Source organism: Thermostichus sp. MS-CIW-41 (genome assembly GCF_054058915.1).
Genome location: NZ_JBSSBO010000046.1, coordinates 1 through 23,071 on the forward strand (window position 1 = coordinate 1; position 23,071 = coordinate 23,071).

At 59.3% G+C, this 23,071-nt stretch carries 20 protein-coding genes; 16 read left to right on the plus strand and 4 right to left on the minus strand.

Annotated features, from left to right (window positions below; translation table 11 throughout):
* The first annotated feature begins 451 nt into the window (after positions 1 to 451).
* Positions 452 to 1,252 carry a precorrin-4 C(11)-methyltransferase gene (cobM, locus tag ACVWXE_RS11715; RefSeq protein ID WP_457490391.1) on the plus strand — a complete coding sequence of 267 codons (801 nt, stop codon included), beginning with the start codon at positions 452 to 454 and terminating at the stop codon, positions 1,250 to 1,252.
* A gap of 188 nt (positions 1,253 to 1,440) precedes the next feature.
* Positions 1,441 to 1,929 carry a hypothetical protein gene (locus tag ACVWXE_RS11720; RefSeq protein WP_457490392.1) on the plus strand — a complete coding sequence of 163 codons (489 nt, stop codon included), beginning with the start codon at positions 1,441 to 1,443 and terminating at the stop codon, positions 1,927 to 1,929.
* Here the strand turns inward: ACVWXE_RS11720 and ACVWXE_RS11725 are convergent.
* Positions 1,864 to 3,126, minus strand: a complete 1,263-nt coding sequence (locus tag ACVWXE_RS11725) for an RNA-guided endonuclease InsQ/TnpB family protein (protein WP_011434239.1) — start codon at positions 3,124 to 3,126, stop codon at positions 1,864 to 1,866. The two genes, ACVWXE_RS11720 and ACVWXE_RS11725, sit on opposite strands and share 66 nt — an antisense overlap.
* Before the next feature lie 382 nt (positions 3,127 to 3,508).
* Here ACVWXE_RS11725 and ACVWXE_RS11730 point away from each other — a divergent pair, with 382 nt between their 5' ends.
* The 11 genes from ACVWXE_RS11730 to ACVWXE_RS11780 all read left to right on the plus strand — a co-directional run bounded on the left by ACVWXE_RS11730 (position 3,509) and on the right by ACVWXE_RS11780 (position 15,677).
* Entirely contained in the window at positions 3,509 to 4,963 is a 1,455-nt protein-coding gene (locus ACVWXE_RS11730; RefSeq protein ID WP_457490393.1) for a tetratricopeptide repeat protein, read from the plus strand.
* Positions 4,964 to 5,001: 38 nt separating this feature from the next.
* Complete coding sequence (locus ACVWXE_RS11735; protein WP_457490394.1) at positions 5,002 to 5,829, plus strand: sulfurtransferase; 828 nt, start codon at positions 5,002 to 5,004, stop codon at positions 5,827 to 5,829.
* Positions 5,826 to 7,004 (plus strand): NAD(P)/FAD-dependent oxidoreductase, encoded by a 1,179-nt coding sequence (locus ACVWXE_RS11740; protein WP_457490395.1) that lies wholly within the window; start codon positions 5,826 to 5,828, stop codon positions 7,002 to 7,004. Before ACVWXE_RS11735 ends, ACVWXE_RS11740 begins: the two co-directional genes overlap by 4 nt.
* A 167-nt stretch (positions 7,005 to 7,171) precedes the next feature.
* The gene (sufU, locus tag ACVWXE_RS11745; RefSeq protein WP_011434254.1) at positions 7,172 to 7,654 is read left to right on the plus strand and encodes a Fe-S cluster assembly sulfur transfer protein SufU; all 483 of its coding nucleotides are present in this window, start codon (positions 7,172 to 7,174) and stop codon (positions 7,652 to 7,654) included.
* A 135-nt stretch (positions 7,655 to 7,789) separates the two neighbouring features.
* Entirely contained in the window at positions 7,790 to 9,151 is a 1,362-nt protein-coding gene (locus ACVWXE_RS11750) for an RNA-guided endonuclease InsQ/TnpB family protein (protein ID WP_457490396.1), read from the plus strand.
* A gap of 253 nt (positions 9,152 to 9,404) precedes the next feature.
* Positions 9,405 to 10,496, plus strand: a complete 1,092-nt coding sequence (gene ychF, locus ACVWXE_RS11755; protein WP_457384021.1) for a redox-regulated ATPase YchF — start codon at positions 9,405 to 9,407, stop codon at positions 10,494 to 10,496.
* Positions 10,497 to 11,037: 541 nt separating this feature from the next.
* Complete coding sequence (folP, locus tag ACVWXE_RS11760) at positions 11,038 to 11,907, plus strand: dihydropteroate synthase (RefSeq protein WP_457490397.1); 870 nt, start codon at positions 11,038 to 11,040, stop codon at positions 11,905 to 11,907.
* Entirely contained in the window at positions 11,894 to 12,259 is a 366-nt protein-coding gene (folB, locus tag ACVWXE_RS11765; RefSeq protein WP_457490398.1) for a dihydroneopterin aldolase, read from the plus strand. The genes folP and folB overlap by 14 nt, the downstream gene beginning before the upstream one ends.
* Complete coding sequence (gene folK / locus ACVWXE_RS11770) at positions 12,256 to 12,762, plus strand: 2-amino-4-hydroxy-6-hydroxymethyldihydropteridine diphosphokinase (RefSeq protein ID WP_457490399.1); 507 nt, start codon at positions 12,256 to 12,258, stop codon at positions 12,760 to 12,762. The genes folB and folK overlap by 4 nt, the downstream gene beginning before the upstream one ends.
* A gap of 46 nt (positions 12,763 to 12,808) precedes the next feature.
* Positions 12,809 to 14,407 carry a glucose-6-phosphate isomerase gene (locus tag ACVWXE_RS11775; RefSeq protein WP_414522581.1) on the plus strand — a complete coding sequence of 533 codons (1,599 nt, stop codon included), beginning with the start codon at positions 12,809 to 12,811 and terminating at the stop codon, positions 14,405 to 14,407.
* A gap of 130 nt (positions 14,408 to 14,537) precedes the next feature.
* Positions 14,538 to 15,677: a glucose-6-phosphate dehydrogenase assembly protein OpcA gene (locus ACVWXE_RS11780; RefSeq protein ID WP_414342551.1), complete on the plus strand. Its 1,140-nt coding sequence runs from the start codon at positions 14,538 to 14,540 to the stop codon at positions 15,675 to 15,677.
* Positions 15,678 to 17,022: 1,345 nt separating this feature from the next.
* Here ACVWXE_RS11780 and pheT read toward each other — a convergent pair.
* Positions 17,023 to 19,500 (minus strand): phenylalanine--tRNA ligase subunit beta, encoded by a 2,478-nt coding sequence (gene pheT, locus ACVWXE_RS11785; protein ID WP_457490400.1) that lies wholly within the window; start codon positions 19,498 to 19,500, stop codon positions 17,023 to 17,025.
* 196 nt (positions 19,501 to 19,696) lie between these two features.
* Here pheT and ACVWXE_RS11790 point away from each other — a divergent pair, with 196 nt between their 5' ends.
* The 3 genes from ACVWXE_RS11790 to ACVWXE_RS11800 all read left to right on the plus strand — a co-directional run bounded on the left by ACVWXE_RS11790 (position 19,697) and on the right by ACVWXE_RS11800 (position 22,272).
* The gene (locus ACVWXE_RS11790) at positions 19,697 to 20,233 is read left to right on the plus strand and encodes a thioredoxin domain-containing protein (RefSeq protein WP_457442065.1); all 537 of its coding nucleotides are present in this window, start codon (positions 19,697 to 19,699) and stop codon (positions 20,231 to 20,233) included.
* A 105-nt stretch (positions 20,234 to 20,338) separates the two neighbouring features.
* Entirely contained in the window at positions 20,339 to 21,265 is a 927-nt protein-coding gene (locus tag ACVWXE_RS11795; protein WP_457442066.1) for a fatty acid desaturase family protein, read from the plus strand.
* The gene (locus tag ACVWXE_RS11800; protein ID WP_414417522.1) at positions 21,262 to 22,272 is read left to right on the plus strand and encodes an alpha/beta fold hydrolase; all 1,011 of its coding nucleotides are present in this window, start codon (positions 21,262 to 21,264) and stop codon (positions 22,270 to 22,272) included. The genes ACVWXE_RS11795 and ACVWXE_RS11800 overlap by 4 nt, the downstream gene beginning before the upstream one ends.
* Before the next feature lie 17 nt (positions 22,273 to 22,289).
* On the opposite strand, the gene aroQ is transcribed toward ACVWXE_RS11800, so the two are convergent.
* Positions 22,290 to 22,787, minus strand: coding sequence for a type II 3-dehydroquinate dehydratase (gene aroQ / locus ACVWXE_RS11805; RefSeq protein ID WP_457442067.1), 498 nt, complete (start codon positions 22,785 to 22,787; stop codon positions 22,290 to 22,292).
* Positions 22,765 to 22,896 (minus strand): hypothetical protein, encoded by a 132-nt coding sequence (locus ACVWXE_RS11810; RefSeq protein WP_011434447.1) that lies wholly within the window; start codon positions 22,894 to 22,896, stop codon positions 22,765 to 22,767. The genes aroQ and ACVWXE_RS11810 overlap by 23 nt, the downstream gene beginning before the upstream one ends.
* Between the last annotated feature and the right edge of the window lie 175 nt (positions 22,897 to 23,071).

Genomic DNA, 23,071 nt, shown 5'->3' on the forward strand with positions numbered 1-23,071 from the left:
ACAACTCTTTGCCGCAAATCCAAAGAATGAGTCGGCATTCCTTTCTCTCCTTCCTCTTGAATACCTGTACCCTATTTTAAATTAAAAGGCTGTACCTTCAAGAAACCATGGCTCATCAATTTCAATGTCAATGAGTAAAACGAGTGATCTTTTTCCATCTCTAGATACCTGCATTGCGATATCAGGTTCCGTTGGGCGCTCCGGCATCTGTGGCGGCTCAGGCTCCGGCGGGCAAGGTGGGAGATCTGGCCCCCTCAAGAGGAGAGCAATCGGCTGGGGTAAAACAACGTAGGGATAATAGTCTTTCCGAACGTACCTTAAGATGGGATGCGAGTGCCTGTCGTGATCTTGCATGCTTGAGCCTCCAGATAAGTTCCCTTGGAATCCAGTTTGAAAAGACTTTGGAAAAGGGATCTTCAAAGAGGCCCTTGAAGGGGTAGGAAGCAAGCAAATGCGCGAACCGACGTCGTGGCCTGTCTACATTGTCGGGGCTGGCCCCGGGGATCCGGAGCTGATTACCCTGCGGGGGCAAAGACTGCTGGCGGAAGCCGATGTAGTGTTCTACACAGGTTCTTTGGTGCCAGAGGGAGTGCTGGCCCATTGTCGCCCTGGGGTTGAGGCCATTGACACCCGCTCCTTCACGCTGGAAACGCTGCTGCCGCAAATTGTGGAACGGGTCAAGGCGGGGCGGCGGGTGGTGCGGCTGCAGGATGGGGATCCCTGCCTTTACGGCGCTCTGCACGAGCTGCTGATCCGGCTGGCGGAGGCAGGGATCCCTTTTGAGATCGTGCCGGGAGTAAGCGCCTTTCAATTGGCAGCCGCCCGTTTGCAGGTGGAGTTGACCATACCCAAGTTGGTACAGACGATTATCCTCACCCGCGCCAGCGGTCGCACCCAGGTACCGGAAGCAGAAGCCCTGGCCAGTCTGGCAGCCCACCGCGCCTCTTTGTGTCTATATCTGAGCGCCCGCCACGTAGAACAAGCGCAGGCAGATCTGCTGGCTCACTACCCCGCCGATACCCCGGTTGCCGTTTGTTATCGCTTGGGTTGGCCGGACGAACAGATCTGGCTGGGATCCCTGGCCGAGATGGCCGCCCTCACCCGGCAAGCCGGCTTAGAACGCACAGTGCTTTACCTCATCAGCCCTGCCTTGGAAGGCTTGTCAAGCTCCAGATCTGCCCGCTCGCGGCTCTACAGCCCTGACCACACCCACCTTTTCCGTCGCAAAATGGGCCGGCAGCCCCGTTTGTAACAGGCTCTTTCAGTATATTGACGGACTCCGCCAGATTGAGCACAATGAGGCAGCAAGATGAGGTCAGAGGCCTGGACTTCTGGCGAGGGGGTACTCGTTTTTGCCGAGAGAAGTGGATCCCTCTTGGATTGGAGTTGTTACAAGACCATTTTTTCACTCTCTAACTTAACTTTGCGAACTCTAACTTTATGGCTGGCTCATCTGCTGCTCGCAGCGTGGAAACCCTGATCAAGGCTCTGCAGAAGGCCCTGGCCCCCCTGCCAACCCGTTCGGCCCTGAAGCAAGATGTCCTTTACCTCATGGTGGATCTCCCACGGCAGGGGATGTTTAGCCGCTCTATGGTGTTGCATCGAGTTGCCAGCCAATTGGGGGGCTTGCCTGTGCAGGGAGTTAGCCAACTGGTGGTGTACGGTCGGCTTCAGGGGGAAACACAGCCGCAGTGGAAAAAAGTCTTCTACTTGTCCTCTGGGGAAAGCAGTGCCGATGCCACGCAGATTGTATTACCGGGCACCAAGATTTCTGAGATCAAGGTGCTGGAGGCCCAAAAACCTGTTGTGGATCCCGACCACAACTCCGATTTTCGCAAAGGTGACATCCTCCCGACGCTGACCCTACGGGTACAGCGCGGGCTTCCTAACCTCACGGTTAGGCATTCCTGCCCCACGCCACTTATCTAGGTCATAGACCCCCGACAGAACGACTTGGCAGGCTGTTTCCGTTCCCCAGAGTCCCTGGGCTACTACATTCTCTAGTCCACGATGCAAAACCATTTCTGCTGCTGCATGGTCACGATGAGTTCGATACCCACACTCAGGACAATGATGCTCCCTTGCTGTCAACGTTTTGCTGACAGTAGCAAAACATTTGGGACAGGTTTGGCTAGTCCCGTTGGAGTTGACTTTAGCGAAGTACACTCCACGTTTCCAGCACACCCATTCCAACAGAGACAGAAATTGTCCAAAGGCGGCATCAACACAACCTTTTCGCAGCATTCCCCGTGTCAAGCCTGTGACATTGAGGTCTTCTGCAAAGATGGTTTGCGCTTGGTCACAAAGCTTATGAGCCGTCTTCAGGTGGAAATCTTTACGACGGTTCGCAATCCGATGGTGCATTCTGGCAACTTTGATTTGTGCCTTCTCCCAGTTTCGTGACCCCTTCTGTTTTCGTGCCGCTCTGCGTTGCAGCAATTTCAGCTTGCGTTGCATCGACCTAAAAAACTTGGGTCGCTCCTGGAAGCTACCATCTGAAACCGTCAAAAACCGTTCCAATCCCAGATCAATCCCAATCGCACGACCGTGAACCGGAGCATCGGGAACCGATATGTCCGATTCGATGGTAACGACGACATACCATTGCGTCCCTCTTACCTTGGACAGTACCCTCACCTGCTTGACCTTGAACCCATCTGGGATAGGACGATGCAAGTTGATAGGCACTTTTCCTATCTTTGGTAGCTTGATACTGCTGCCGGAGATGGGATTGTCCTTGAACTGGGGAAACACAAAAGACTTAAATTGGCCTTGTTTCTTGAAACGGGGAAACCCATATCCCCGCTTCTGGAATGCCTCCCAAGTATCATGCAGCCTGCGAATCGTAGCCTGCAAGACCTGAGAATGCACCTTGGCCAAATGCGGGAATTGCTTCTTTGCTTTGGGTAGGTTATTTTGCTGACGATGATAAGACGGGAATGGCTCATCGGCAGGAATGATGTACTCCTTCTCCAGTGAGCATCTGTCTATGGGACACTTACGGGAAGCAATCCAGTCTTTGAGTTCGCGCAAAGCGTAGTTGTACACGCCTCTGCACGTCTCAAGCCACGACCGCAGCTTGGCCTGCTGCGCGGCATCTGGATAGATCCGGTAAGTGTAGTTCATGGTCAGCATAGTGGCAGTTTACCACAAGCTATAGCTGCTGGTAAATACTTGTCTTATCCCATCGAGAGAATCGACAAGTGCGGGGAGTCCATGTATCCCGACGCTGATGCTTTGCATACAGCGCGGGACTTATAGCTCCCCGCGCCCCTCCTTTGTTAAAACTCTGGGGGCACCGGTTCCCAAAATTCAGAAAGAGCGCCGGCCAGAAGCGGCTCCAAGCCAGGCCTCGGTTGGCCATGCCCCTTCCCAAGACGGGATCCCGACCCCTCTGCCTACAACTGCTCGCCCCAGTTCTCCTATCGACGTTCTGGCCAACTTTCCGACACTTGATCAATGGTTGCACAGGCCTGCTCTAAGGCCCTTCTTGGGGGGAGCTCTGGCTTTGTCTCTCCTGCTGGGGGCTGGGTTGGTGGTGCGCTCTTTTGGGCAAGCCGATGTTCCTGCCCGAGCCAGATCGCTGGGGCTGGGGATCCCGCTGTTGATCTTGGCTGCAGGGGGGGGCTGGCTGGGTTGGCAAGGCCGGCGTGCCATCAACACCTTTGAGCGGGAGGGATCCCAGGATCCCTTTACAGAAGGGCTGTCCTTTTTACAGGCCAATCCAATTCCTGAGGCAGTGGAGCGGTTTCAGGAGGCTGTGCGGCGACAGCCAGATCACGTAGAGGCCCACATTGAACTGGCCCATCTGTTGGCAAAAACCAACCGACTGCAGGAGGCATTGAGCCACTACCAACAGGCCAAACGCCTGAACCCGAACTTGAGCGGCATCAACACCCACCTGGTGGAAACCCTGAAGGCCCTGGCGCGGCAGTGGTTGGCCCAGCATCAGCCGGATGAAGTCTTGATCCATTTGCCCGAAGCGCTGCCCCTCACCCAGGGATCCGCCCAAGCTGAGATCTATAGCCTGCTCGGCCAAGCCTGGGCAGAGAAGGGCAACTGGGCAGAAGCGTTAGCTCAGCAACAAAAGGCCCTGGGGTTGGATCCCCACTTCAGCGAGGCTCATCTCTGCATTGCTCAAGTTCGCCTCAAGCTGGGGCAATGGGACGAGGCCATCGACTCCTGCTGGGCTGCTTTGGGGCTGAATGGTCGCCTGGACCTGGCCCACGCTGTGATGGGACAAGCGCTGATGCGCAAAGGACAGCTAAAAGCGGCAATCGCAGCCTTCCGAACTGCTCTCAACCTGGATCTCAGTCCTGAGTTGGCAGCCGCTGTGCGGGTGGATCTGGGTTTGGCAATGGTACATGCAGGTCATCTGGCTCAAGCCAGCCAGGAGTTCAGCCAGGTGATCTTCAATGGCCAGTTCAAAAGACAGCAGGCTCGCGCCTACTACGGCTTGGGCCTGGTGTTGGCAAGCCAAGAGCAATACAGCGAAGCTGTGAAGAACTACCGGCGGGCTTTGGAGCTGGCCCCCGATCTGCACGCAGCGATGGCCGCCACTGGCCTAGCCTACCTGGGCCCCAAACAACGGGATGCCTCTGGGCGCAAGTTCATCCAGCCCCAACAGTTGCAGCAGGCTATGCAGCAGTTTGAACAGGCCCTCGAAGGAGATTCAGAGTTGCCGGAAGCTCACTTTGGCCTGGGCGAAGTGGCGCGCATCAAGGGAGATCTAACCTCGGCGGAGGCCAGCTATCGACGGGCCATTCGCAGCAATGGCAGCTATGGAGCAGCTCACTATCGTCTGGGATCCATCCTTGCCCGCCAAGGCAAGCTGGAGCAGGCCATTGAACACTTTCGCTCGGCTTTGGAAATCGCTCCCAACTTCTCCGAAGCCAGAGTGAGCCTGCAACGGCTTCTCTCCAAACAGATGGAAGAGGCCCATACCGGCCTACTCGTCCCGTAAGGTGGGATAGGATCTTCCAGTTAAGGTTCTCTCAACCCATGACACCAACGCCAGGTTGGGTGGTCAGCCCTGCAACCGCCATCCAGCTCATCCAACAAGGGGCAACGCTTCTGGATGCACGCAGTGCGGAATTGCAAGCCGACGGGATCCTCAAGGGTTCAATTCCGGTGAACTGGACGGAGTTTGCTCAACCAGAGGCTGCAAACAGCGGCAAGCTGTTGGCAGATGATGCCCTTCTCACCGAAAAGCTGCAGGGCCTTGGCGTGTTTCGGGAGCGTCTGGTGGTGGTGGTTGCCGATCCGCTGCGGGGTTGGGGAGAAGATGGCCGGATGGTTTGGATGTTGCGCAGCTTGGGTCATCCCCAGGCGGTCATGGTGGACGGGGGCTATCCGGCCCTGGTGAAGGAGGGAGTGCTGACCACAACCCGACAAAGCGCCGCCGAACCGCAACGGGGCGACTTTGTAGTGCAGCGAACCGACCGGTGGGAGATCGACCGGGACACTCTGCGGGCCAGCCTTGGCTCCGACCGTGTGGCCGTCCTCGACAGTCGCGAAGCCCAAGAATACAAGGGAGCCACCCCCTATGGTGAGGCGCGCGGTGGACACATCCCCGGCGCTGTGCATCTCTACTACAAGGAGCTGATGGATGCGGCGGGATCCCTGTTGCCGCCCGATGAAATTCACGCCCGCCTGCAAAAAGCCGGGATCCCTCCGGAAGCCGAGATCGTTGCCTACTGCACAGCTGGGGTTCGCTCCGCTTGGGTCACGGTGGTTTTAACCCACGTGGGCCGGCAGGCCAAAAGCTATTCCGGTTCCATCCTGGAATGGGCAGCCGGGGATCCCCAGGAGTTCCCGCTCCAGCCATGAGGGGATCCCTGCCCACTGTGATCTTGGCCGGATGTGGCTATGGAGCCATCGACGCCTTGCGGGCGCTCAAAGGGCAGGCACGGGTGATCGCCATCAACCCCTATCCCTACAGTGTCAATTCGGGCATGTCCACACGGCTGCTGAGCGGTCGGTTTTCTCTAGAGCTGGTGCGGATCCCTTTGCTGGAGCATATTCAAGCCAACGGCGCCCAGTTTTTGCCGGGGCGAGTCACCCACATCCAACCCGAAGCTCGAACCCTGACCCTGGAGAGTGAAGCCGGGATGCAAACTCTTGCCTACGACTATCTGTTGGTGAATGTGGGCCGGGAGTTGCGCCCCATCGATGGGATCCAACATGCCTTTACCATTCGACCGGCAGAACAATTGGTGGCCGCCCAAACCTGGATCCGGCAGTGCTGGCAACGGGCAGCCCAGGGGGATCGGACGCCGGGCCTGCTGACCTTTGTGGTAGCGGGAGGAGGCTGTACCGGCACAGAGCTGATGGGGGAACTCTACGATCTTTGTCGGCAGATGAGCGCAGAAACAGGGATCCCCTTAGCTCAAGCCCGGCTGATCTTGATCCATCGCCAGGCCCATCTGGTCGAGGGCTTCTCGGAACCCTTCCGCCGGGCGGTGGAAAGGGAAATCCGCCGTCTGGGGGTGGAAATCTGGGCCGGATGTCAGGTGAAAGCCTTTGGGCCGGAGCACGTGTGGCTCTCGGATGGCACCGAGTTGATGGCTCAGACCCGCCTGTGGGCAGGTGGCTTCCAGCTGCCGAGCTGGTTGAGCACCTGCGGCTTGCCAACAGGGCCGACGGGAGCCCTGCTCGTGGACAAATACCTGCGGGTGCAAGGCTCAGAGCACATCTTGGCGGTGGGGGACTGCGCTGACTTTGTTTGGGGATCCCGCCTCTTGCCCAAGATCGGCGTGTACGCGGTGCGCCAGGGGCCAATTGCAGCCCAAAACCTGCTGCGGCTCATCCGCGGCCAACCTCTGATCCCCTACCGACCGCAGGCCACGGTTTTTGTTTGTGTAACGGTGGGGAACCGCGTTGCCGTTGCCGAGAAAGGCAGGCTGGTCTGGCGCGGCTATGCAGCCACGGTGCTGAAGAACTTTTTTGATTGGCTGTACATGCGCAAACTTAAGCCCCTGCGCTGGCAGGAGTTTTTCTACTGACTCAAGCTCTACCAAGAACGGGGTTAAGATCAAAACCAGATGGGCCAGGTCGGGCTCGCTTCCCAAATCCTGAATATCTGAGAACTATGGCTATTCCCGGCGGCAATGGGCTATGAGCGGATCGACTTTTGCCGACCGGCCAGAGCAGCGACCAACCAGGAGCAACAATGCCTCTAGATAACCTGCGCGGACTCTATCAGCAAGTCATTCTGGAGCGGTACAAAAAGCCCCACAACTTCGGCAGAGTGGATCCCGTCCACCGCCACCAGCGCGGCCACAACCCCTCCTGCGGCGACACCATCGACCTCACCTTGCAACTGGATCCCAGCCAGGAGCGGATTGTCGATATCAAATTCGAGGGGGCAGGCTGTGCCATTGCCCTGGCCTCTGCCGATCTCATGGCGGATGCGGTGCGGGGGCGCACCATCCCCGAAGCTCTGCAGTTGGTGGAGCGCTTCCAAGCCATGATGCGCGGTGGCGAAGAGTTCCCGCGGGAGCAACGGGCTTTGAACGCCATGAAAGGGGTAGCCCAATTTCCAGTGCGCATCAAATGCGCCAACCTGGCCTGGCATGCGCTCAAATACGCGCTGGAATCGCCCGAACCCCAGGCCAATGGGTCGGCCTTTGTGAGCAACGAAAACACCGACTGACCAAAAGGCGCGGCAAGCCCCGTCCTTCAGGGCGGGGAAGGATAGCGCCGACCGTAGCCGACGCCCTTTAAAAACGCAGTGTCGGCCATGTGAATATCGTTGTCATCACGCATAGGCCAAGAATACGATTGAGCGGTGCAACGACTTCAAGCCTTCAAGTACGAATTGCTGCCCAACAGCCAGCAGGAACGGCAGATGCGCCGCTTTGCTGGCTCCTGCCGGTTCGTCTACAACAAAGCACTGGCGTTGCAGAAGGAGCGTCACGAGCAAGGCCAGAAAAAGCTAGGCTATGCGGGCTTGTGCCAGCTGCTCACCGCGTGGCGCCACAGCGCAGATACGGCGTGGCTGGCGGATGTGCCGGTGCATCCGCTGCAACAGGCGCTCCAGGATTTGGAGCGAGCCTACAGCCACTTCTTCGCCCAACGCGCCAGCTTCCCGAAGTTCAAGAAAAAAGGCCGGTCCGACAGCTTCCGTTATCCCGACCCCAAGCAAATCCAGCTGGACCAGGCCAACAGCCGCATCTTTCTGCCCAAACTTGGCTGGCTGCGTTATCGCAACAGCCGCGACGTGGTGGGCAAGGTCAAGAACGTCACCGTATCCAAGCACGCTGGCAAGTGGTTCGTGTCGATCCAGACCGAGCGGGAGGTTGATCGGCCTATTCCGCAGGGGGGCGCAGTGGGCATGGACATGGGCATTGCCCGCTTGGCTACCCTCTCGGACGGCACGTTCTACGCGCCCCTCAACAGCTTCAAGCGGCACGAGGCGCGCTTGCGCAAGGCACAGCAAGCGCTCTCCCGCAAAGTCCAGTTCAGCAACAACTGGAAGAAGGCAAAAGCCCGCCTCCAGCGTATTCATTCTCAGATGGCCAACGCCCGCCGCGACTTCCTGCACAAGGTCTCGACCGCGATTTGCAAAAGCCAGGCAATCGTGTGCATCGAGGACTTGCGGGTGCGGAATATGTCCAAGTTGGCGGCAGGGACGGCAGATGCTCCTGGGAAGAACGTCCGCGCCAAGTCGGGGCTGAATAAGTCCATCCTCGATCAGGGGTGGTACGAGTTCCGTCGCCAGCTGGAGTACAAGCTGGCCTGGAAAGGTGGCAGGCTCATTGTCGTGCCGCCGCAGAACCCGAGCCGCACCTGTCCATGTTGCGGCCATGTTTCATCAGACAACCGCCAGACCCAAGCCTGGTTCGAGTGCGTGGCGTGCGGCTATGAGAATAACGCCGATCGCGGCAGCGGGCCGGAGGCCTTTCGCGGCAGCGGGCCGGAGGCCTTTCGCGGCAGCGGGCCGGAGGCCTTTCTGGTCGGTGCCATCAACATCCTTGCTCGCGGGATACAGCTGTTGCGAGACGAAGGGCAGGACACGGCCGACGCTGCGGTCGGGATGCGGGTGGGTGAACCACCCGTGTCAGCCCGGATGGCCTGTGGATCGAACTGCACGGGCGGTCGGAAGCAGGAACCCGCCGAGACGACTGCGCAAGGAGCCATCCATGCGTAGCGTGGTAGGAATCTCCGGCCTTCAGGCCGGGGAGGATGTCAAAAGACCTCAGCTGCCCAACACTGTGCAGCTGACAAAAAATACAGTTCTCTTGGGAGAGGAGCCGAAGGTGGTGGCGTTGGCGGCGCGGAGCGCTTGGGAGCGGATCCACCGGTTGGGAAAGGGGCGGCAAATGCTAACGTCAGAGTAGGGATCTTTCCGCTGGGCAAGGGATCCCGTTACCCTGGTTTTTGGCTTTTTCCCCAAGATCTGGATGTTGAGAGCTGGAATTGTCGGCCTGCCCAACGTAGGCAAATCTACCTTGTTCAACGCCCTCTGTGAAAATGCTAAAGCCGAGGCGGCCAACTTTCCCTTCTGCACCATTGAGCCGAATGTGGGGCGGGTGGCGGTGCCCGACGAGCGCTTGCAGGTGCTGGCCAAGATCAGCGGTTCTGCCGAGATCATCCCCAGCCAAATCGAGTTTGTGGATATTGCCGGGCTGGTGGCTGGAGCCAGCAAGGGGGAGGGTCTGGGCAACCAGTTTCTCTCCCACATTCGCCAGGTGGACGCCTTGGTGCACGTGGTGCGCTGCTTCCAAGACGAGAACATTGTGCATGTGGCGGGTTCGGTGGATCCCTTGCGGGATATCGGGGTGATCAACTTGGAGCTAGCCTTGGCGGATTTGGCCCAGATCGAGCGGCGCATAGAGCGGGTGCGCAAGCAGGCAAAGTCCGACAAAACCGCCCAACTGGAGTTGCAGGCTCTGGAACAATTACAGGCTGCCTTGGACGAGGGCAAGCCGGCTCGCCTGGTACCCCTCAGCCCAGAAGAAGAGCAGTTGATCAAAGGGTTGGGGCTGCTCACCCGCAAAAAAGTCATCTACGCCGCCAATGTGGCGGAAACGGATCTGGCCAGCGGCAATGCCTGGGTGGAGCAGGTGCGGCAATTTGCCGAGGCGGAAGGGGCAGGTGTGGTGGTGGTCTCAGCCCAGGTGGAGGCGGAACTGGTGGAGCTGCCCCCCGACGAGCGACAGGCCTATCTGGATTCGTTGGGGGTGAAAGAAGGCGGGCTGAAATCCCTAATCCGGGCCACCTACGAGCTGTTGGGCTTGCGCACCTACTTTACCTCTGGCCCCAAAGAAACCCGCGCTTGGACGATTCCAGTCGGCGCCACAGCCCCTCAGGCAGCCGGGGTGATCCACTCCGATTTTGAGCGGGGCTTCATCCGGGCCGAGACGGTGGCCTATGCCGATCTGGTGGCGGCGGGATCCCTGAATGCCGCCAAAGAAAAGGGCCTGCTGCGCAGCGAAGGCAAAGACTACGTCGTCCAGGAAGGGGACGTGATGCACTTCCGCTTCAATGTCTAGTTCCCTATCCTCCTGCATCTCTCAGGCAAGCTGGGTTTTCTCAGAAACTGAAGACTTGCTCCCTGTCTTTAGGCAAAAAGACTTAACCCGCCCTGGACAAGGGATCCCAGCGCAGCTCCGGCTGGGTCTGAGAGGGGGCCTTTTCCTAAGAAAACGGTTGACGCTGTAACGAAACATCACAATAATTGGACTAGATAAACAAATGTTTTAGGGATGTATTGATGGATCTGCTGCAATACGGCCCGATGGCCTGGGTTTACATGGCGATCTTTGCCTCTATCATTTGGTGTATTTGGGGTCGTTCGGAAGACGACATCATGTTCTAGTCAGAGCGGGAGAGCTTCCTCTGTCGGCGGGGGCCATTCCTTGCGCTTGAGCCGGCAGGGGCAGCCTTTCACCAATCGTGGCTCTGTAAGGACGTTGTAAAAAATTTTGTAGAATCCTGTTGGGCTTGCGCCAGCCTTGGGATTGACGGCAATACCATCCTAGGCAGTGGGAGACTTTTCCCCCTGCTTTTGCAACACGGCAGCCTGCAGCGGTTATGGGTGTTACCAGCTTGATCTCCCGACGTCCTCTGCCTGGGGCAGAACAGACGCCAGAGGGCTACCGTCTTTCTTGGCGGGGCGTTGGGGTGATGGGGGTGCTAAACGTTACCCCCGACAGCTTCAGCGATGGCGGCCAGTGGGGATCTGCAGAAGCGGCTGTGCAGGCAGCCAAAGCCATGGCAGCGGCAGGGGCCTTGATCGTGGATATTGGCGGCGAGTCCACCCGTCCGGGAGCGGAGCCGGTATCGGTGGAGGTGGAATGCGACCGAGTCTTGCCCGTGATCCGGGCCCTGGAAGGATCCGGGATCCCCATCAGCGTCGATACGCGCAGAACGGAGGTGGCGGCTGCGGCTTTGGCTGCCGGGGCGCACATCATCAACGATGTCAGCGGGCTGCGGGATCCCCAAATGATACAGGTCTGTGCCGAGGCGGGGGTGCCGGCGGTGATCATGCACATGCGGGGAGAGCCGCGCACCATGCAGCAGCAGACCGACTATGCTGACCTGGAGGGGGAGGTTTTCGGTTTCCTCAGGGAACAGGCGGAGCGGGCTCTGGCGGCGTGCGTGCCCAGCGTTGTTTTGGATCCGGGCTTGGGCTTTGCCAAAACTGCTGAGCAGAATGTAGTCCTGCTTAAAGCCCTACCGCGGCTGGTGGCCTACGGCTACCCAGTTTTGGTGGGGGCATCCCGCAAAAGTTTTGTGGGCAAGCTTTCCGGCATTGCCGTGCCCAGCGAGCGAGACAGCGCCAGCGTGGCCGTCCACCTGTTTGCGGCCAGCCGGGGAGCTGCCCTGGTACGGGTTCACAACGTGCCGGCTCATGTTTCCGCCCTCGCCACTTGGGAAGCTCTGCACCATGATGCAGGGTAGGCTGGTGCTGCAGGGCCTTGTCTTTCATGCTTACCACGGCCACTGCCCGGAGGAAGCAGTTTTGGGCGGGCGCTTTGTGGTGGATGTGGAGATGCAGCTTTCCCTGGCCCAGATCCAGGATGACCTCTCTGGCACAGTGGACTATGCCCAAGTGTATGAGATGGTGCGGCAAGAGGTGACCGGCCAGCGCCGCCGCTTGATCGAGACCTTGGCAGACCAGATTGCAGAGCGGCTGTGGCAGAGCTATCCCCAGCTGGAGGCCCTGACCGTGCGGGTTCACAAGCCCCATGCTCCCCTGCCGGGGCTGTTCGATGATGTTTACGTAGAGATCGACCGTCGCCGATCTGTATGAATCCCGACCTGGCCTACATTGCCCTGGGAAGCAACTTGGGGGATCCGCTGCAGCAGTTGCGCCTGGCTGTGCAGAAGCTGCCCCAGCTGGGAGAGGTGGCGGCCCGTTCCAGTCTCTACCGCAGCCCAGCCCAAGGGGGGCCACCCGGACAGCCTGATTACCTCAATGCAGTGGTGGCCTTGGATCCCTTTCCCCCCTACCGGTCTCCCCTGGAGTTGCTCGGGGCGCTGCTGGCCATCGAGCAGGAGGCAGGACGGGTGCGGCGCATCCGCTGGGAGGCCAGAACCCTGGATTTGGATCTGCTGGCCGTGGGTAACCGGATCCTGAACAGCCCTGAGCTGACGTTGCCCCACCCCCGCATGATGGAACGTGCTTTTGTCTTAGCTCCCTTGGGGGAGATCGCTCCCGACTGGCGTCACCCTGAGACCGGTGTGGGGGTCAAAGAGGCACTCATCAGTTTGGATCAGTCCTGGCTGGAGCGCACAACCCTCGGCTGGGAGTAAGAAAGAGTTTGGTAAGCTGGTTAGGGATTTCGGCAAAAGGGATCCCATGGACAGCCTCCAACTCTGGCAGCGCTACTGCGATTGGCTTTACTACCATCCCGGCCTGGAGATTTTCGTCGATATCAGCCGCATCCGTTTCACTCCCCCTCAGGTGGAAGCGCTACGGCCTCGCTTTGCCCAGGCTTTTGCCGATATGCAGGCTTTGGAGGCAGGAGCCATTGCCAACCCCGACGAAGGCCGCCAGGTGGGCCACTATTGGCTGCGGGCGCCCGAGCTGGCTCCCACCCCTGAAATCCGGCAGGCCATTCAGGATTCCATTGAGCGAGTGGAAACCTTTGCCGAAAAGATCCATCGCGGAACCATCCCGGCCAGCGGGGGGGGACGGTTCACCGAGCTGCTCTGCATCGGCATTGGCGGCTCAGCTCTGGGGCCGCAATTTGTGGCGGAGGCCCTGGCTCCGCTGCACCCCCCCCTGAACATCCACTTCATCGACAACACGGATCCCGACGGGTTTGACCGGGTGCTGGGGCGGCTGGCAGACCAACTGGGGCAAACCCTGGTGATCACCACCTCCAAATCCGGCGGCACCCCAGAGCCCCGCAATGGCTTGGTGGAGGTGAAGCTGGCCTACCAAAAAGCCGGGATCCCTTTTTCTGCCCATGCGGTGGCCATCACCGGCCCCGGCAGCCAATTGGAGCAGCAGGCGCGGCAGGAGGGGTGGTTGGAGGTCTTCCCCATCTTCGACTGGGTGGGGGGGCGCACCTCCGAAACTTCCCCTGTGGGCCTGTTGCCGGCAGCGTTGCAGGGCATTGATATCCGGGCTTTGCTGGCCGGGGCAGCCACCATGGATGAGGCCACCCGCCTGCCCCACCTGGAGCGCAATCCCGCCGCTCTGCTGGCCATGGCCTGGTACATCGTCGGTCAAGGCCAAGGGCGCAAAGACATGGTGGTTTTGCCCTACAAGGATCGCCTGCTGCTGTTTAGCCGTTACTTACAACAGTTGGTGATGGAATCCCTGGGCAAATCCCATGATCTAAACGGCAACCGTGTGGAGCAGGGCATCGCCGTTTACGGCAACAAGGGCACCACCGACCAACATGCCTACGTCCAGCAGTTACGGGATGGCTTGAACAACTTCTTTGTCACCTTCATCGAGGTGCTTCAGGATCGGGAGCCCGGGATCCCTTCCCCCTTCGTGGAGCCGCAGGTGACCAGTGGCGACTACCTGAACGGCCTGCTGCAGGGCACCCGCCAGGCCCTCTACGAAAACGGTCGCGACTCCATTACCGTGACGCTGCCACGGGTAGATGCCCGCTCGGTGGGGGCCTTGATCGCCCTCTACGAACGAGCCGTGGGCCTCTACGCCTCCCTAATCCAGATCAACGCTTACCATCAACCGGGGGTGGAAGCAGGCAAGAAAGCCGCCAGCGCTGTCTTGGAGCTGCAACGGCGATTGCTAGAGACGGTGCAGGAGCACCAGGGATCCCTGACTTTGCCCCAACTGGCAGAGAAACTGGGCTGCCCGGAGCGCATAGAAACCCTGTACTGGATTGTGCGGCACCTACACGCCAATGGCCGCGGAGTCCTGTTGACAGGGGATCCCGCCCGCCCCCTGGAGCTGAGCATCCAGCCCCGGCCCGCTTGATCCTCTGATTTCCTGGATTGGGTGTGGAGCGCAGGCTTGAGTTGGCCAATCTGTACCTGGCCTTAAGCCCTTCCCAGCCAGCCGGCCCGCCTGCCTAGAATCGAGCAAGAGTCCACTCCAGGAGGAGACTATGGATCAATCTGCTGCCGTCCTACCCTTACAGACTCCGAAAGATGTCTCCATCGAAGATATTGAGCGGGAGCTGAACAAGATCTGGTCTTCCAAAGGAGAGAGCGTTGCCGCCCGCGCTGCCACCTTTACCCTGGTGGTGTACGAATCTCTGGACGATGCGCTGTTGCTACCTTCTCCCACCGTCGAGGCCATCGCCACCCAAAACCCCTGTCGCGTCATTGACCTGCGAGCCAAACGGGAGGGATCTGCAGACGATGCCATCGAGGCCCAGGTGGCCGCCTACTGTCCGGTGACCCGTGAGCAGCGCAGCTCGTTGGTCTGTTGCGAATACATCACCCTGAAAGCGCCCGAATCGGCCTTTGTGCGGGCCTGCAGCACCGTTGCCTCGCTGCTGATCCCCAACTTGCCCACCTTTTTGTGGTGGCAAGGGGATCTGGATTTGAACAGCTTGCTGTTTCAAAAATTGGTGGCTCTGAGCAACCGGGTCATCGTCGATTCACGGGGCTTTGTCAATCCAGAAGAAGATCTGCAGGAAATCCACCTCTTGGTGGGTGAGGGGCGCCACTGTGGGGATCTCAACTGGCGGCGGCTGCTGCCTTGGCAGGAACTCACCGCCCAAGCCTTTGACCCTCCCGACCGGCGGGAGTCCCTATACCTCGTAGATCGCGTGAACCTCGACTACAAAGCCGGCAATCCCTGCCAGGCGTTCCTTTTCCTGGGCTGGCTGGCCGGTCGCCTGGGATGGACTCCCACGGAGCGGGTTCAGGCTCAAGAACACGATTACAAGATTGACCGCATCCGCTTTCAAACCCAAATGGGCGGCGAGGTGATGGCAGAACTGGCCGCTGTGCCCTTGGCCTCGGAAATCAGCCAGCCGGGGGATCTCATCGGGCTGCGCCTCACCTCCAGCAACCAAGAAGCCGACGCCTGTACTGTGCTGTGCTCCGAAATCACAGGGTGTATGCGCATGGAAGCCATGGGGGGCGCTCAGAGATGTGTGGTTCGCCAGGTGGCTCCCCTGGAGCAGGATTCCCTCGACACCCTGCTGGCTGCCGAGTTGCAGCGGCTTGGCCCCGACTACCTCTACGAAGAAACCCTAGGGGTGGTGGATCAGATGCTGAAGCTGGGCAAAAGCTGAGATCTGCTTCTGGTTTAAGTGACATACTCGCGCACTCATGCTGATGCAAAGCGCTCCGCGCCGCTAAAGCGAGAGAGTGCGGGCTTCAAGGACTCCGTCCCGCTGACGCGAACAGTGACTCCGGTTAGCGCTCCGCGCTGCTAGCGCGAAAAGGACGGGATGCCCCACCACCCTGTACTTGATGTTTATAGCGGCAGTGCATAAAACCCCGCTACTTTTTATGTTTATGGCACCAGTCAAGGACAAAACATCATGTCCCCGCCTTTCATCCCGACTCTCACCCTGGATAGTGGCTAGCCACTAGTCACTAGTCACTAGCCCCTAATAGAGGGCGGGGCTTCCCAGCGGTGTAGCTAACGGGGTGCAGGGGCAATCAGTCCCGCGCCCTGCCCGCAGGGTGAGCACCGGGATACATGGATCCCCGCCATACCCCTGAGCAAAATCTGTAGTAAAACGTACCTGTGCTGGCGTACCCTACAAGCACCGGATTGATCCAGATGCCTCCCAGCAAGCCGCTCGCGTTAGCGGGACAGAGTCCTCGCTGTTGACGTGGCTGGAGATTGGCCGGCGCGTATACAACTACACTTTGCCGGAAATCTAAGGAGTGGGTAGAATCTTGCTCTTGGCCACTGGACAGGGGTTCCTTGCTGCAGGAGTCCATCCTGCCTGCCGATGCACCCTTCCCTTCTGATTACCGTCAGCAGAACCCCTTGCCAGACAGCGTCTGCCGGGAACGGCCCAAGGGCTTCAAAGCCCTGCAAGGCCAGCTGAGAAGGCTGCAACCCAGGGGGGCGAGAAAACGGAAAGGGCCTCACAACTGGGAAAAGACACAAATCAAAGTCGCCAGGATACACCAGCGCATTGCCAATGGTTGCCAAGAGTTCCATTTCCAGAGGGCCCATTGGCGTTAGGACCGAGGGCCGACCCTCTTTATCTTTTCTTTGTGGAAGACCTCAAGGCCAAGGGCTGGGCAAGGGGGATGTTGCCCAAGGAGTGCGTCGAGTCGGTTGCAAGTGCTGAGGGACGGTTAGCAACAGCTGGGCTGTCGGGGGGCCTCAGTGCCCTGAATGCCGGTACCGGGTGCATCGGGACTCAGCCTCAGCCTTGGGAACTGTGCTGGGTGGATTAGAGGTTGTTTTGCGAGCTGGCAGTAACCAGGGAGGCTGGGGAAGGAGAACCGCCTGTCCAGTTGTTTTGTCGGGGGTTGTAGACCCAGGCAAGTGGCGTGGGGCAGGAATGCCCAACTGCGAGGTAAGGACTCCGTCCTGCTGACGGGAAGGGTAGCCCGCGCCCTGTCCACAGGACGAGCGCCGGGAGGATGTTATAGTAGCTACAGAGGGGTCGGCTAGCTGCGCAAGGTCACCGGAAATTGTGTTGCCAACTGCGCCCTCACCTGGTTTTGCAGAGCTTCTACCTCCGCATCCGTGAGGGTGCGATCGGGAGCGCGGTACACTAGGCGGAAGGCAAGGCTGCGCTGCCCTGCAGGTACTCCTTGGCCCCGGTACTCGTCGAAAAGCTGCACCGATTGGAGAAGTTCTCCGCCCGCTCGACGGATAACCTTCTCGATCTCGCCAACGGCAAGGTCGATCGGCGCAAAGAAGGCGATATCCCGATCGGCAGCAGGAAAGGGCGAAAAGGGGACAAATTGCACAATGCCCCGTCTCTCCAGGCTTTCCAGCAAGGGATCCAACTGCAGCTCAAACCCATAGACCTGATCTGGCAGCCCCTTTTCCTGACAGAGGCGGGGGTGCAGTTGCCCGAACAAACCGATGCGGGATCCCTCAATCCACAAACTGGCCTGGCGACCGGGGTGAAGCAGGGACGATTGCTCTTCAGGGGGATCCAGACGAAACTCCGGGCCAAATCCCAGCCGCTCCAGAGCGGAGACCAGCAGCCCCTTGGCCTCGAACCAGTCCATGGGTCGGTTGCGGTGCTGCCAATCGTGGGGATTGGGATCCCCGCCCAAGATACCGCCGATATGCTCAGCCTCTCGGTAAGGGTGGGGGTTGGGGGGAAGGGCATGGGCAAAAACACGACCGATTTCAAAGGCTTGGAGCGGGCCGTTGCCTTGATCCCAGTTGAAGCGGAAGGCCTCCACCAGGCCGGGAAGCAGCGCATTGCGCACGGCTGAATATTCCGGCGAAAGCGGATTGGCGATCCTCACCAGGGATCCATTCTCCTCCGCCGGGCAGAGGGAGATGTGATACACCTCCGTCAGGCCAATGCCCCGCAGCACTTCTCGGATCTGGCGGGTGAATGTTTCCCGCGCCGAAAGGGATCCCACCTGCGGCTCGGTGGGCAGGGTTTCCGAGAAGCGGTCATAGCCGTAGAGACGGGCAAACTCCTCGATGAGGTCGATCTCCCGCTCAATGTCCCGCAGGCGATAGGGGGGAACGGCGACCTGCCAGACGCAGCGGGCCACAGTTGCCGTTTCTGTAGCGGGGGAGAGGGCACTCTGGGAATTGGCCCCTTCGCAACGGGAGAGCTGAAAGCCCAAGGCAGATAGGATCTCCTCCACATCCGCCGCCTGCACCTCGTCCCCCAACACATCGATCAGCCGCGACAGCCGCAATTTCAGGGTGCGTTCCAGGGGGGGCCGCCGGTCAAAGGTGGTAAGGCCGGTTACTGCTCCCCCTGCCAGTTTCAGGATCAACTGCACCGCCCGATCCCGGGCCTGATCGAGGGTGGCAAAGTTAACCCCTCGCTCATAGCGGGTGGAAGCCTCGGTGCGCAGACCTTGAGACCGGGCCGAGCGCCGCGTCACCGCCGGATCGAATAGGGCTGCTTCCAAGAAAATGCGGGTGGTGGTCGAGCCGACCTCGGTTTCTTCCCCTCCCATGACCCCGGCCAGAGCTACCGGTTGGCTGCCGGCCACAATGAGATGACTGTCGGCTTGCAAGGTGCGGGTTTGGCCGTCCAAGGTCTTTAAGGTTTCTCCCGGCTGGGCCAAGCGCACCTCGATGGTGGGTTTTTTCTTGCCCATGACCTGGAGCAGGCGCTCCCAGTCAAAGGCGTGCAAGGGCTGGCCCCATTCCAGCAGGATCAGGTTGGTAACATCCACTACATTGTTGATGGATCGCATGCCGGCAGCGGCCAGTCGGTGTTTTAGCCAGTCGGGGGAAGGGCCGACTTTCACCCCTTCGATCAACACGCCACTGTAGGCGGGGCAGGCTTTGGCGTCGGCAATGCGCAACTGAAAGTTGGGGATGGGCTTGGTTTGGAGAGGCTGGACGGGGGGCAGGCGCAGCGGGTTGCGGGTGAGGGCAGCTACTTCGCGGGCGATCCCCACCATGCTCAGGGCATCGGCCCGGTTGGCGGTGGAAGTGAGATCCAGCACCACATCGTCCAAGCCCAAAAGAGGACGCACATCAGAGCCAAGCGGATGAACCTCCAGATCCAAGTCGGGCGGGAATTCGTGGATCCCTTCGGAAGATTTCTCCAGCCCCAGCTCTGCCAGAGAGCAGATCATGCCCTCCGAGATCACCCCCCGCTTGTCGGCTTTGGCAATGGTGAGGGAGAGGGCGGGCAAATGGGTGCCGGGTGTAGCCACTGCTACCAGGATCCCGGCGCGGGCGTTGGCGGCTCCACAGACAATGGTGGCAGGCCGATTGGATCCCAAATCCACCTGGCAAACCTGCAGCTTGTCGGCGTTGGGGTGAGGCTCGGCAGCCAGGATCTTGCCCAAAACCACCCCCTCTGCCCAGGTGCGGCGGTCTTCGATCTCTTCCACTTCAAACCCCGCCAGGGTGAGGGCCTCTCCCAGTTCTTCGGGTGAAAGTTGGAAATCCACCAGTTCTCGCAGCCACTTCAAGGAGATGCGCATCGCTGAGCCATCGGTGCAAACGCCGCACCCATTATCGCTCACCTGGCCCTCTTCTCCAGCTGGGATCCTTGCCCAAGGCAGAACAGACAAGAGGCGCCTCCGGACTCATCGGTCTCATCAGGGGGAGAGAGGGGGATGCTAAAACGGTGAAGGCGACGGCTAAGGTCAGATCCAGCGGATGGCAAGGTGAGGAAAGATGAAGGAAGACTGGGCAAAACGGTTGCGCAACGGGCTGGTTGCCGCGGCAGCTGTGCTCTTAGCGGTGGGTTTGTTTTTGGCCAGCCAGGGTCGTCAGGCGGGCAGCAACCTAGAGGCTCTAGCCCAAGAAGCCATACCTTGGGAGCAAGCTCAGGCCAATGGCAAGCCTTCTTTGGTGGAGTTTTATGCCGATTGGTGCACCACCTGCCGAGCGATGGCGCCCCTCCTGGCCAGCCTGAAACAGGAATTTGCCGATCAAGTCAACTTTGTCATGCTCAATGTGGATAATCCCAAGTGGCTGCCGGAGCTGAGCCGCTACCGGGTGAACGGCATCCCTCATTTTCTGTTTTTGGATCGGCAGGGAGAAGTGCTGGGATCGGCGATTGGCGAACAGCCGCCGTCGATTCTGCGAGCCAATGTGTTGGCTCTGGCAACTGGACAGCCCCTGCAGTTGACCAATGCCGGGCCAGTGTCTGCGCTGGAGCGGAGCGGGCCTATCCTCCCCAATCAGCCGGATCCCCGCAGTCATGGTTAGGAGTTTGGTCCAGGGTTTTGTTGTCTTGGACACAGGCGGAAAGGTCTGGCCTCGGTTTGATATTGGATAACTTCTATCCATTCTCGTAGCTCACAAGAACAGGCCATGGCTGTCGAGACAACACCGATTTTGCCGGATCCGCAACGGTTGATCCCGAGTGAGCGCCTCAGACAACTGAATGTCCGCTCCAATTCAGCCGGGCTCCGGCAGCTTTTGGGACATTTGGCGGTGATGGCGGTGAGTGGCAGCCTGTGGGTGACCCAGAAAGGTGTCAATGGCTGGATTGCCCTGGCGGCGCTGGTGGTTTACGGGGCCAGTTTGGCGACGATGTTTGCTGCTTTGCACGAATGTGTACACCGCACCGCTTTTGCCAGCCCAAAACTGAATGACGGGGTGGCTTGGGTGGCGGGCTTGCTCTCGTTTTACAACAGCACTTTTTATCGCCGATACCACAAATGGCACCACCGCTATACCCAGATTCCGGGCAAGGATCCGGAGCTGGAGGATCCCAAACCCCAGAGCTGGCCGGAGTATTTGCTCGAGCTGAGCGGCTTGACTTGGTGGATCGGCAAGGTGAAGACCTACATCCGCATAGCCAGCGGCCAGTTGCAAGGCTATCCCTACATTCCTGAATCGGCCCGCCAAGAGGTCATTCGTTCGGTGCGGTTGCAGCTAGGGGTCTACGGCCTTGGGAGCTTGCTCTCCCTTCTGCTGGGGGATCCCTGGATAGTGTGGCTGTGGCTGTTGCCTTTGGCGGTAGGGCAGCCGATCTTGCGCTTCATTTTGCTGGCAGAGCACACAGGCTGTAGCCAAACCGAGGATCCCTTCTCCAATACCCGTACCACCCTTACCCTTTGGCCAATCCGCTTTTTGATGTGGAATATGCCTTACCATGCTGAGCATCACCTTTACCCCTCCATTCCATTTCATGCTTTGGCCGATGCCCATCAATACCTCAAGCCCCATCTGGCTCATCTAGGGCAGGGGTATGTGCGGGTTCATCGTCAGGTGATTGAACAATTTCAGGCATGACTCACTACACCTGGAGCCTGAACGATTTTCAGCTACAGTGCGGGATCCAACTGCCCCAAATCACGCTCGCCTATGCCACCTACGGGACTCTTTCCCCCCAAAAAGACAACCTGATCCTCTACCCCACCTCCTATGGGGCTCAGCATCCTGACCTGGAGTGGCTGATCCGTCCCGACGGCATCCTCAACCCGCAGCGGTGGTTTATCCTCATTCCCAATATGCTGGGCAATGGCCTTTCGACTTCCCCCAGCAACGATCCGGCCTGCGGCTTGCGGGAAGACGGCTTCTGGTTCAGCCACTGGGACAATGTGCGCCTGCAGGAGAGCCTGATTCGCCAACACTTTGGGATCGAACGCATCCGCCTGATCTACGGCTGGTCGATGGGGGCTCAGCAGGCTTATCACTGGGGATCCCTGTTTCCTGAGCGGGTGGAACGGATCGTAGCCCTCTGTGGCACCGCCAAGACCACAGTTCACAATCGGGTTTTTCTGGAGAGTTTGCGCTCAGCCCTAACTGCCGATCCCGCCTGGAACGGTCGTCGATTTACGGGTGTCCCAGAGCGGGGTCTGCGAGCTTTTGCCCACATCTACGCCAGTTGGGCTGTTTCCCAACCTTTTTTCAACCAAAAATGCTATGAATCCTTGGGGTATGCCTCTCTCGAAGATTATCTAGAGCGAGGCTGGGAGGCCAATTACCGCCGCCGGGATCCGCAGAATTTGCTATCGATGATCGAAACTTGGATCCGCTGCGATATCAGCGACAACCCCATTCACCGGGGAGATTATCGGGCTGCTTTGAGGGCAATTCAGGCCCAAACATTGGTGATGCCCGCCCAGACGGATTTGTATTTCACCCCAGAAGATTGTCGGGCTGAGGCAGAATGGATCCCGAACGCGGTTTACAAGATCATCCCCTCCATTTGGGGGCACCGGGCCGGTAATCCTCATCAAAACCCCGAGGATGAAGCTTTTATTCGCACAGCCGTGCAGGAGTTCCTGGAGAGCTGAGGGCACCTACACAGATCCTACACAGATTGCAGGCGCAGGTGTTGCACCAGAGCCTGTAGCCCCAACAGGTAGCTTTGCGCCCCAAAACCACTGATTTGCCCAATCGCTACGGCGGCGATGTAAGAGTGCTGGCGGAAGGGCTCGCGGCGATGGATGTTGCTTAGGTGGACTTCCACAGCGGGCAATCCTACGGCTGCAATGGCATCTCGGAGAGCAATGCTGGTGTGGGTATAGGCCCCAGGGTTGATCAGAATGCCGACATGCTGCTGGCGGGCACGGTGAATGGCATCGATGAGCACCCCCTCATGGTTGGACTGGAGAATCTCCAGCTTCGCCCCTAGCATTTCTGCCTGCCGATGCAGAGCCTGATCGATCTGCTCCAGGGATACTGAGCCGTAGATGCCCACCTCTCGCACCCCCAGCAGGTTGAGGTTGGGGCCATGCAGTACCAAGAGGCTGAGAGGCTCGCCGCCGGGGGCAATGGCAGTCGGATTAACGACGACGATGGGATCCATCTTCTACCGGAATGGGAGCAGGTTGAGGCTGGGGGTTCCCCAGCAGGGTGTCGATCACACGTTCCACCCATTCCCGGATCTTTTCCAGCACCTTTTCTACCCAATCCATCCGATCTGCCTCGCGAGGTTTTACGAAGGGAGTTTATTCGACGGACTTCTATGATAGCGCTTCTTTCCGAGGGGTGTAGAGGTAAACTACCCGGCTCCGACCGCTAAGCGGTACGGAGCGGGCTTTCAGTAGCCCTGAGCCTGCTCTGCTCTACCAGAGAACAAAACAAGCCCGG

What these genes read in the sequence shown, in the direction of transcription:
- cobM (WP_457490391.1), top strand. Translation starts at nt 452, where the DNA reads ATGCGCGAACCGACGTCGTGGCCTGTCTACATTGTCGGGGCTGGCCCC.
- ACVWXE_RS11720 (WP_457490392.1), top strand. Translation starts at nt 1,441, where the DNA reads ATGGCTGGCTCATCTGCTGCTCGCAGCGTGGAAACCCTGATCAAGGCT.
- ACVWXE_RS11725 (WP_011434239.1), bottom strand. Translation starts at nt 3,126, where the DNA reads ATGAACTACACTTACCGGATCTATCCAGATGCCGCGCAGCAGGCCAAG.
- ACVWXE_RS11735 (WP_457490394.1), top strand. Translation starts at nt 5,002, where the DNA reads ATGACACCAACGCCAGGTTGGGTGGTCAGCCCTGCAACCGCCATCCAG.
- ACVWXE_RS11740 (WP_457490395.1), top strand. Translation starts at nt 5,826, where the DNA reads ATGAGGGGATCCCTGCCCACTGTGATCTTGGCCGGATGTGGCTATGGA.
- sufU (WP_011434254.1), top strand. Translation starts at nt 7,172, where the DNA reads ATGCCTCTAGATAACCTGCGCGGACTCTATCAGCAAGTCATTCTGGAG.
- ychF (WP_457384021.1), top strand. Translation starts at nt 9,405, where the DNA reads ATGTTGAGAGCTGGAATTGTCGGCCTGCCCAACGTAGGCAAATCTACC.
- folP (WP_457490397.1), top strand. Translation starts at nt 11,038, where the DNA reads ATGGGTGTTACCAGCTTGATCTCCCGACGTCCTCTGCCTGGGGCAGAA.
- folB (WP_457490398.1), top strand. Translation starts at nt 11,894, where the DNA reads ATGATGCAGGGTAGGCTGGTGCTGCAGGGCCTTGTCTTTCATGCTTAC.
- folK (WP_457490399.1), top strand. Translation starts at nt 12,256, where the DNA reads ATGAATCCCGACCTGGCCTACATTGCCCTGGGAAGCAACTTGGGGGAT.
- ACVWXE_RS11775 (WP_414522581.1), top strand. Translation starts at nt 12,809, where the DNA reads ATGGACAGCCTCCAACTCTGGCAGCGCTACTGCGATTGGCTTTACTAC.
- ACVWXE_RS11780 (WP_414342551.1), top strand. Translation starts at nt 14,538, where the DNA reads ATGGATCAATCTGCTGCCGTCCTACCCTTACAGACTCCGAAAGATGTC.
- pheT (WP_457490400.1), bottom strand. Translation starts at nt 19,500, where the DNA reads ATGCGCATCTCCTTGAAGTGGCTGCGAGAACTGGTGGATTTCCAACTT.
- ACVWXE_RS11790 (WP_457442065.1), top strand. Translation starts at nt 19,697, where the DNA reads ATGAAGGAAGACTGGGCAAAACGGTTGCGCAACGGGCTGGTTGCCGCG.
- ACVWXE_RS11795 (WP_457442066.1), top strand. Translation starts at nt 20,339, where the DNA reads ATGGCTGTCGAGACAACACCGATTTTGCCGGATCCGCAACGGTTGATC.
- ACVWXE_RS11800 (WP_414417522.1), top strand. Translation starts at nt 21,262, where the DNA reads ATGACTCACTACACCTGGAGCCTGAACGATTTTCAGCTACAGTGCGGG.
- aroQ (WP_457442067.1), bottom strand. Translation starts at nt 22,787, where the DNA reads ATGGATCCCATCGTCGTCGTTAATCCGACTGCCATTGCCCCCGGCGGC.
- ACVWXE_RS11810 (WP_011434447.1), bottom strand. Translation starts at nt 22,896, where the DNA reads ATGGATTGGGTAGAAAAGGTGCTGGAAAAGATCCGGGAATGGGTGGAA.